This window comes from Acinetobacter sp. YH01022 (genome assembly GCF_013420235.1).
In the GTDB taxonomy this organism is placed as follows: Bacteria; Pseudomonadota; Gammaproteobacteria; order Pseudomonadales; family Moraxellaceae; genus Acinetobacter.
Genome location: NZ_VOYP01000077.1, coordinates 1 through 7,832, shown reverse-complemented (window position 1 = coordinate 7,832; position 7,832 = coordinate 1). Strand labels below are relative to the sequence as shown.

Here is a 7,832-nt window from a genome sequence, read left to right as displayed (position 1 = left end):
TGAGAAAGCCCATATAAATGGGTAATGTACAAGTTGCTGTAGAAGCATGTTTAATTCGTCTGATCACAGATACTTTATAAAGTATTTTAATACTTTTTTGAATCCGTCAATGCGTAAGTCCTAATTTTAAAAGATTCCATTCAAAAAAGAGTAGTGAATTTTCTTTATCGAGACTTTTTTTGCGTAATTTGTATAAAACAATACTAAAAGAATTACACCCTACAACATCTCATCACCCATTTAGCACATTTATAAGACATAGCTTATTCAGAAGAGCTTTATGCTGAATTCTTCTAAAGCTTAAATAAGCGGCTTCTCTAAATATTTTGTATATAGATAGGACAGAAGGAGAAAGAGAATGGTCAATATAAATCGTCTTATGACGGAAGCTGATCTTACTCATCCAAATAAACGTCCAGAAGAACCAAGAACAGATGTGAATGCTGATTCGATTACCGATAAGGAAAGTAATCAGGTACCAGATATGAATGAAGCAAATGATCACCCTGTGGGTACAAGTATTGGTACAGTGGGTGGTGTAGCAGCTGGTTCTGCAGGTGCGGTAGTTGGCGGTATTGTCGGTGGTATTATTGGTGGTGTGGCGGGTAATGAAGCTGCCGATGCCATCAATCCAGTCGAAGAAGATGCCTATTGGAGAGAGCAGCACCGCGACAGTCCTTATTTCCATGAAAGCCGAAGTACCTATGATGATTTAGATTATGACAGGGATTATCGCAGTGCCTATGAGGTGGGATATAAGAATCGTCCTTTGTTCGACAGTGATACACATTTTGAACAGGTAGAAACTGAATTGCGAACCCAATGGGAAGCAATCAAAGGCCCATCCCGTTTAGATTGGGAGCAAGCAAAATATGCTGCCAAGGATGCATGGCTTCGTGCTCCATGCTAGATGAACGTTGAGCAAAAAACCTCTCAACTGAGAGGTTTTTTTACAGCATATTTATGCCAGAAGATTAGGCTTGACTGATTTCCAGAACCAGTTGATTAATTAAATCTGCAGCTTCCATCTCCCGAATTTGGGCAACATTGGTTCCCGCCCAAAATGCCCCAAAATCATGGTCACCTTGTGCAGATGCTGCGGCATGCAGTTGTTTACCCAAGTCATAGCAATAGGGGTAAGTGGCAACTGGAGGACGTTCAGGCTGATCGATTTGGGTATGCCAGTGGTTAATTAGACCGCGAGCAGGTCGTCCGGAAATGCTGGCAGTCATTTGGGTAATTGGTTTGCTAAACAGGGCTTGTCGATAGGCCGTGTTGGCATTGGAACTTTTGCACTGTACGAAAGCGGTGCCCAATTGAACAGCTTCGGCACCTAACTGGATTAAGAGCTGAGCCTGGGTGCCATTCATGATCCCGCCCGCAGCCACAACAGGCTTGCTACAGTACTGTTTTAACAATTGTACCAGATCAGAAGTCTTGACTGCGCTGTCAAATGTTTCATTAAAAATGCCACGGTGCCCACCGGCTTCAATGCCTTGCGCAATAATGATATCAATCCCAGCCGCTTCAATCTGCAGTGCTTCAGCCAGATTGGTCGCTGAAACCATCGTCAGGATACCGGCCTGTTTTAAGGCCTGAATTTGATGAGGATGTGGAATGCCGAAGTGAAAGCTTACTGCCTGAGGTCGAGTTTCTAAAACCAGGTTTAAATAGTCATCGTTATCGAGAAAGCTGGGATAGATACATTTTAATTCTGTCGGCGGAGTTGCATGATACTTCTGAAATTGAGGGGATAAATATTTAATCCACTGATCTGCTACATTTTTGTCGAGCGTGGCGCTTTGATGACAGAAGAAATTGACCTGAAATGGTTTATGAGTAAGTGCTTGCGTTTCTAAAATTTGTTGACGCGCTGCTGCAACTGTACTAGCACCCAAACCCAATGAACCCAAACCGCCTTGATTGGAAACCTCAGCTGCCAGTTGAGGAGTAGAAACACCTGCCATCGGTGCTAGGAAAATAGGATGTTTAATTTCAAGTTGTTCTAATAAAGTCATATTTGGCTCCTATGCATCTCATCACTTTGCCCAAGCCCTATAAATTAAGCAAATAATATTCGTTATTTTTTTATGAAATAAAAAGTTTTTTACACCTAAAAATAAATGAAAATGAAATGATCAATAAGGCGTCAAACCATGTCGCATAAAAGACCGCTGCCCATGTGGTTTGAGTTGAAAATTTTATAATACAGATTCATCTTTTTAGCGCTGTTTATCCATGTCTGATCGTATCCGTGAAAAACTGCAAATTTTAGCTGATGCTGCCAAATATGATGTCTCCTGTTCCTCAAGTGGCAGTAACCGAAAAAACAAAGACAAAGGGCTAGGGAATACCGGCTCCGGTATTTGTCATAGCTATACCGAAGATGGTCGCTGTGTATCTTTGCTTAAAATTCTGTTTTCCAATGTGTGTATTTATGATTGTGCTTACTGTGTGTCACGTCGCTCCAATGATGTAAAACGGGCGGCTTTTACCGTTCAGGAAGTAGTAGATTTAACCATGAACTTCTATCGCCGGAATTATATTGAAGGTTTGTTTTTAAGTTCAGGGATTTTTAAATCGGCAGATTACACCATGGAGCGGATGCTGCAAGTGGTGAAAAAATTACGTCTGGAAGAAAATTTTAACGGTTATATTCACTTAAAAACCATTCCCGGCGCATCGCAGGAAATCATTACTGAAGCGGGGCTGTATGTTGACCGGATGAGTATTAATTTAGAAATGCCGACTGAAGCAGGACTGCAAAAATTTGCTCCTGAGAAAACCCATGCCGAAGTACGGAAAGATTTAGCTCTTGTGCGTGACCGTTTAATCCAGTTCAAAGATGAACGCAAACTGATTCGTTCAGTTCCCAAGTTTGTTCCAGCAGGGCAAACCACGCAAATGGTGGTAGGGGCATATAACGAAAGCGATCAAGATATTATTTTAATGGCAGACCGACATTACAAAGAGTTTAAACTGAAACGGGTGTATTACTCGGGTTATATTCCAATTAATGAACAGGAAAAAGCCTTGCCGGTGATTGGTTCGGCACCCCCCTTATTAAGAGAAAATAGGCTTTATCAAAGTGATTGGTTGATGCGTTTTTATGGTTTTGAGGCGACAGAACTGGTCGATGAAAAATACCCGAATCTGGACCTGGATGTTGATCCCAAGCTGGGATGGGCATTACGTCATCCTGAGCAGTTTCCTGTCGATCTGAACCGTGCAGATTACCGCATGATTTTACGTGTTCCGGGTATTGGCGTGCGCTCAGCGAAAAAAATTGTCCAGGCGCGTCGCTTTGGCACAATTCATATCGACCAACTAAAACGTATGGGTGTTGCATATAACCGTGCGCAGCATTTTATCCGCTGTGCCGATACGCCAAAATTTATCAAGGAGCAGTTGCCAGGCCAGATTAGGACTCAGATTTTGCAGTCGGGACAGTCCAAATATGTGCAGCAGTTATCGCCACAACTGGGTTTTGGTTTTTAATGGCAACTTACTGTTTTGATGGCAGCATGACCGGCCTGTTGAGCTGTGTATTTCGTGCCTTTCAATTTAAAGAGTTTCATGTGCAGGTGACGAGCAATCCACATGCGCAAAAGGGTTTGTTTGATGATTTTATACAGGTCGCATCGAATGAAGAGCATGCACAGCGGGTCTGGCGGGGATTGAAGAAAAAAACATCGGGCCAGAGTCAGCGTAATTTTTACTATACTTTTCTATCTGAAAATCAAACTGCTTATCAACATCTGTTTAACTATTGCCTCTATGTTTTTCAAAGTCGCTACAAGGTCGATGAAAACTATGGGCATGCTGATGTGCTGGCTTTATCGCAATGGGCAAAGCAGGTTGGTCGTGAAAAGCATCGTATGGAAGCCTTTGTACGCTTCAAGAAATGTCAGGACGGTCTGTTTTTAAGTCTGGTTCGGCCTGATTTTAATGTATTGCCGTTGATTGAACGGCATTTTAGGGCACGTTATCAAGATCAACGCTGGCTGATTTATGACGAAAAGCGTAAATATGGCATTTATTATGATTTGCAACAGCTGCATCAAATTGAAATGGATGCTCATCAGGTCGATGCCACATTCGCGAGTGGTTATAGTCAGGCGTTTACTGTAGAACTGGATGAACAGGAATTACTGTATGACCAGCTGTGGAAAGATTATTTCCGCAGTGTCAATATTCAGGTTCGGCAAAATATGAAATTGCATATTCAGTATGTGCCGAAGCGTTACTGGCGTTATATGAATGAAAAATCAATATAGCTGCATATTTCAGGCATACTATTGCAAGATTTAGTGATGAGGACAATTTATAATGAAGCCGTTCGTTTTGGCGACTTTAATTTTAAGCGTAGTACTTTCAGCATGTTCATCTTCCGAACAGCAAAAAATCCAGATTGATCCTCAAAAATATAAGGTGCAGGATGCAGCCAGATTGCAGCAGCGCTTTGAAAGCTTAAATCAACAGCTATCTAAAGATTATCAGGCTTTTAAAAAAAGCAACAATATTGCCTTTTCAGACCAGTCGCTGCTTGATGTAAATCAGTTGCAGACTTTAAACCTGCATGCGGTGAGTAGTACTTCCTTAAAACCGGTCAAACAGGCGTATTGTCAAATGATGAATGGCTATTTTGCCGAAATGTATCAGTTGGGTCATCAAAATCTGAATATCATTGGACATGTGAAATTACCCCATGCACAGGGTGAAAACTTAAGCAAAAATTTTGCGGATGCAGACCAGTTTTATGACTTTATTTTAAACCGTTATACCTCATACCGTCAGGCTCAAGAAATTATGGGTTTTGGTTGTAATTTAAAAGCAGCGCTGCATTAATTAAAAATAGGATAAACAAAAAAGCCCATTCAATGATGGGCTTTTTCATAGGTTGAAATTTGGATTTAATAACCGGTTAATTTTCCTGGTTGTGGTCATTCGTCCGGAAAGAAAATGGGACGAAGTTTCATGCCAATACTGTTACCCAGGAAGGCAAAGATCAACCATAACCAGCCATGCAAACTACCTGAAGAAATACCACTGAAGTAAGCACCAGATATACAGTCATATGTGGGACGGACACCGTATCCGAGCAGTAATTCTCCAACTAGCGCAGCAATAAAGTATGCAGATATGCACTACTGGTAGCCATACCCATAATTAAGCTGGTCACGGAAATAATTCCGTTATTTGCTCTTAATACTACAGTACGTAATAATCTACCTGTTCTTTGAACATAATATTTTTCATGACGATATGAATATGGTATGTGAACATGCTTTGAATCATTATTTCTTGCAACTATCATCGAAGTAATGTGCATAAAAAGTCAGATTTTTCAATAAAAAAGCTCCTTTTTAAAGGAGCTTTTTTATTTCAACCATTCACATTATTGTTGAGCTTTTTCTCGAACATTCGAAGCACCTTCTTCCACAGCACCGGCAGTTTTTGCAGTAGCTTCTTTCGCTGCATTTTTAATATCTTTTGCTGCGGCTTCAGTTTTAGCAGCAGCTTCATCACCTGCTGCCTCAATTTTAGAGCTGGCTTCATCAGCAGCAGCTTGAGTTTTAGCTTCAGCTTCCTTTGTGGCATCAGAAATATCATGACCTGCTTGATTGGCTGCATTTTCAAGATGTTCGCCAGTAGTTGCACCTGTTTCTGGTGCTTCTTGTTTATTACAACCCACCAGGGCAACGCTAGCAGCAAGACCTAAAGCAATAAGCAATTTATTCATTTTCATTTCCTTCTAATTTGTGGCACCCACCTAAATAGGGGTATTTTGAATATAGCTAAAAAAATGCACAAATTATGAGCTAAAATTGTTAATTAAATGTAATTATTTTTTATGAAAAAATGAGGGAAAAAAAAGGCTTATACCACATTGTGATATAAGCCAGATTAAACTATTTATGCTGAATATAGATTACTGTCCCGAACGGATAATGTAATCAAAGGCAGATAGCGATGCCTTGGCACCTTCACCTGTAGCAATGATGATCTGCTTGTATGGCACTGTGGTACAGTCACCAGCAGCAAACACACCCTTCACGTTGGTTTCGTTGCGCTCGTTAATCACGATCTCGCCACGATTGGTCAGTTCAACAGCGGTTTCTTTCAGGAAATCCGTGTTTGGCAACAAACCGATCTGTACAAAAATTCCCGCCAGTTCAATCGTATGTTCCTCATCCGTTGCACGGTCCTTGTATTTCAGTGCAGTGACCTGTGAACCGTCACCGACTACTTCAGTCGACAGCGCATTCTTGATCACAGTGGTATTTGGCAAGCTGTTAAGCTTGTCTTGTAAGACCTGATCGGCACGCAGTTTGGTATCAAACTCCACCAAAGTTACATGCTCGACAATCCCGGCCAGGTCAATCGCCGCTTCAACACCCGAGTTACCGCCACCGATGACTGCAACGGGTTTGCCTTTAAACAGTGGACCATCACAGTGCGGACAGTATGCTACACCACGGGTTTTATATTCCTGCTCACCCGGAACGTTCATCTCTCTCCAGCGTGCACCGGTCGATAGAATGATGGTTTTGGATTCTAACTTCGCCCCATTTTCCAAAGTGACTTCAACTAGGCCATTCGCCGTTTCATCCGCACCTTTGATGTTGGATACACGTTGCAGGTTCATGATGTCCACACCATACTCACGTACATGTGCTTCCATCTCGGCGGCAAATTTCGGACCCTGGGTTTTCTGCACGGAAGTGAAGTTTTCAATGTCCATGGTATCCATGACCTGACCGCCCATACGTTCCGCTACGATTCCGGTTTTAATGCCTTTACGCGCCGCATAAATCGCTGCGGTGTTACCTGCAGGACCGCCACCAATCACCAGCACATCAAACGCGTCTTTGGCATTTAACTTTGCTGCATCTTTGGCTGCAGAATTGCTATCCAGTTTGGCAATGATTTCTTCCAGCGTCATACGGCCCTGACCGATGTGGGCGTTGTCCTGGAACACCATTGGTACCGCCATGATCTTGCGCTGTTCCACTTCATCCTGGAAAAATGCACCGTCAATCATGGTGGCCGTGGTGCCCGGGTTATAGATGGCGATCAGGTTTAGGGCTTGTACCACGTCCGGACAGTTATGGCAGCTGAGCGAGACAAACACTTCAAAATCAGCTGTTAAATTTAAACCCTTGATCTGTGCCAGGACTTCATCTGACACTTTTGGGGCATAGCCTGACACCTGTAACAAGGCCAGAATCAGGGAAGTAAATTCATGTCCCATCGGCAAACCGGCAAAGAAGACACGCGGTTCTTCCCCTTGTTTTGCCACCCCAAAGCTTGGGGCACGTTTATTTGTACCGTCGAAGCGTGCAGTGACTAAATCAGATAAGGCTGCAACTTCAGTCACCAGTTCTTTAATCTTGTCAGACTTATCTGAAGCATCCAAAGTCGCCACCAGTTCAATCGGGCTTTCCAGACGTTCCAGTAAGGTTTTAAGTTGTGCTGAAGTATTTTGGTCTAACATGGCTAACGTCTCCAAGGGAGTAAATGCTTATTTAATAAAGCTATAGTAGGCTAAATATTTAAATAGGTAAAACATTTCATTTTTATAAAAACAATCGGTTTAATAGATTGATAAGTTTTTTACAAAAATACTGTCTTAAGTAAATGCTGATTTAGTGTGAATATTCAAGTATTAAGTTGAAATTAGAGCATTTTTAATAAATTGTTGCTCTGTACACGACAAAAATAGATAACTCATTGAAATAATGTCACAATAATTGTTTTCTAACGACGAATACTATGACACATCTCAATGAGTTATATCTTATCTTAAACAAATCTCTAAAATGGAACAA

7 protein-coding genes and 2 pseudogenes are annotated in these 7,832 nt (G+C 41.8%); 4 read left to right on the top strand and 5 right to left on the bottom strand.

The annotated features are described in order from the left end of the window. The first annotated feature begins 358 nt into the window (after positions 1-358). A complete protein-coding gene (locus FTT87_RS15365; RefSeq protein WP_180175073.1) occupies positions 359-910 on the top strand; it encodes a hypothetical protein in 552 nt (183 codons plus the stop codon). 64 nt (positions 911-974) lie between these two features. On the opposite strand, the gene FTT87_RS15360 is transcribed toward FTT87_RS15365, so the two are convergent. After that, positions 975-2,018, bottom strand: a complete 1,044-nt coding sequence (locus tag FTT87_RS15360) for a nitronate monooxygenase family protein (protein WP_180041721.1) — start codon at positions 2,016-2,018, stop codon at positions 975-977. Positions 2,019-2,238: 220 nt separating this feature from the next. Between FTT87_RS15360 and FTT87_RS15355 the strand changes: the two genes are divergently transcribed. The 3 genes from FTT87_RS15355 to FTT87_RS15345 are packed head-to-tail and all read left to right on the top strand — an operon-like array spanning position 2,239 to position 4,848. Continuing rightward, complete coding sequence (locus FTT87_RS15355) at positions 2,239-3,498, top strand: putative DNA modification/repair radical SAM protein (protein WP_180175072.1); 1,260 nt, start codon at positions 2,239-2,241, stop codon at positions 3,496-3,498. Beyond that, on the top strand, positions 3,498-4,277 hold the full coding sequence (locus FTT87_RS15350; RefSeq protein WP_180175071.1) for a TIGR03915 family putative DNA repair protein: 780 nt from the start codon (positions 3,498-3,500) through the stop codon (positions 4,275-4,277). Before FTT87_RS15355 ends, FTT87_RS15350 begins: the two co-directional genes overlap by 1 nt. A 52-nt stretch (positions 4,278-4,329) precedes the next feature. Further along, positions 4,330-4,848, top strand: a complete 519-nt coding sequence (locus tag FTT87_RS15345) for a hypothetical protein (RefSeq protein ID WP_180175070.1) — start codon at positions 4,330-4,332, stop codon at positions 4,846-4,848. A gap of 95 nt (positions 4,849-4,943) precedes the next feature. Here FTT87_RS15345 and FTT87_RS15340 read toward each other — a convergent pair. The 4 genes and pseudogenes from FTT87_RS15340 to ahpF form a co-directional block, all read right to left on the bottom strand. Continuing rightward, positions 4,944-5,129 (bottom strand): annotated as a pseudogene (locus tag FTT87_RS15340) (YeeE/YedE thiosulfate transporter family protein); the annotation flags it as partial. After that, positions 5,123-5,278, bottom strand: a pseudogene (locus tag FTT87_RS16265) (VIT family protein); the annotation flags it as partial. The pseudogenes FTT87_RS16265 and FTT87_RS15340, both read right to left, overlap by 7 nt. Before the next feature lie 120 nt (positions 5,279-5,398). Continuing rightward, complete coding sequence (locus FTT87_RS15335; protein WP_166168825.1) at positions 5,399-5,743, bottom strand: hypothetical protein; 345 nt, start codon at positions 5,741-5,743, stop codon at positions 5,399-5,401. A gap of 189 nt (positions 5,744-5,932) precedes the next feature. Then, positions 5,933-7,498 (bottom strand): alkyl hydroperoxide reductase subunit F, encoded by a 1,566-nt coding sequence (gene ahpF / locus FTT87_RS15330; protein WP_180175069.1) that lies wholly within the window; start codon positions 7,496-7,498, stop codon positions 5,933-5,935. Between the last annotated feature and the right edge of the window lie 334 nt (positions 7,499-7,832).

What these genes read in the sequence shown, in the direction of transcription:
- FTT87_RS15350 (WP_180175071.1), top strand. Translation starts at nt 3,498, where the DNA reads ATGGCAACTTACTGTTTTGATGGCAGCATGACCGGCCTGTTGAGCTGT.
- FTT87_RS15345 (WP_180175070.1), top strand. Translation starts at nt 4,330, where the DNA reads ATGAAGCCGTTCGTTTTGGCGACTTTAATTTTAAGCGTAGTACTTTCA.
- ahpF (WP_180175069.1), bottom strand. Translation starts at nt 7,498, where the DNA reads ATGTTAGACCAAAATACTTCAGCACAACTTAAAACCTTACTGGAACGT.
- FTT87_RS15365 (WP_180175073.1), top strand. Translation starts at nt 359, where the DNA reads ATGGTCAATATAAATCGTCTTATGACGGAAGCTGATCTTACTCATCCA.
- FTT87_RS15335 (WP_166168825.1), bottom strand. Translation starts at nt 5,743, where the DNA reads ATGAATAAATTGCTTATTGCTTTAGGTCTTGCTGCTAGCGTTGCCCTG.
- FTT87_RS15360 (WP_180041721.1), bottom strand. Translation starts at nt 2,018, where the DNA reads ATGACTTTATTAGAACAACTTGAAATTAAACATCCTATTTTCCTAGCA.
- FTT87_RS15355 (WP_180175072.1), top strand. Translation starts at nt 2,239, where the DNA reads ATGTCTGATCGTATCCGTGAAAAACTGCAAATTTTAGCTGATGCTGCC.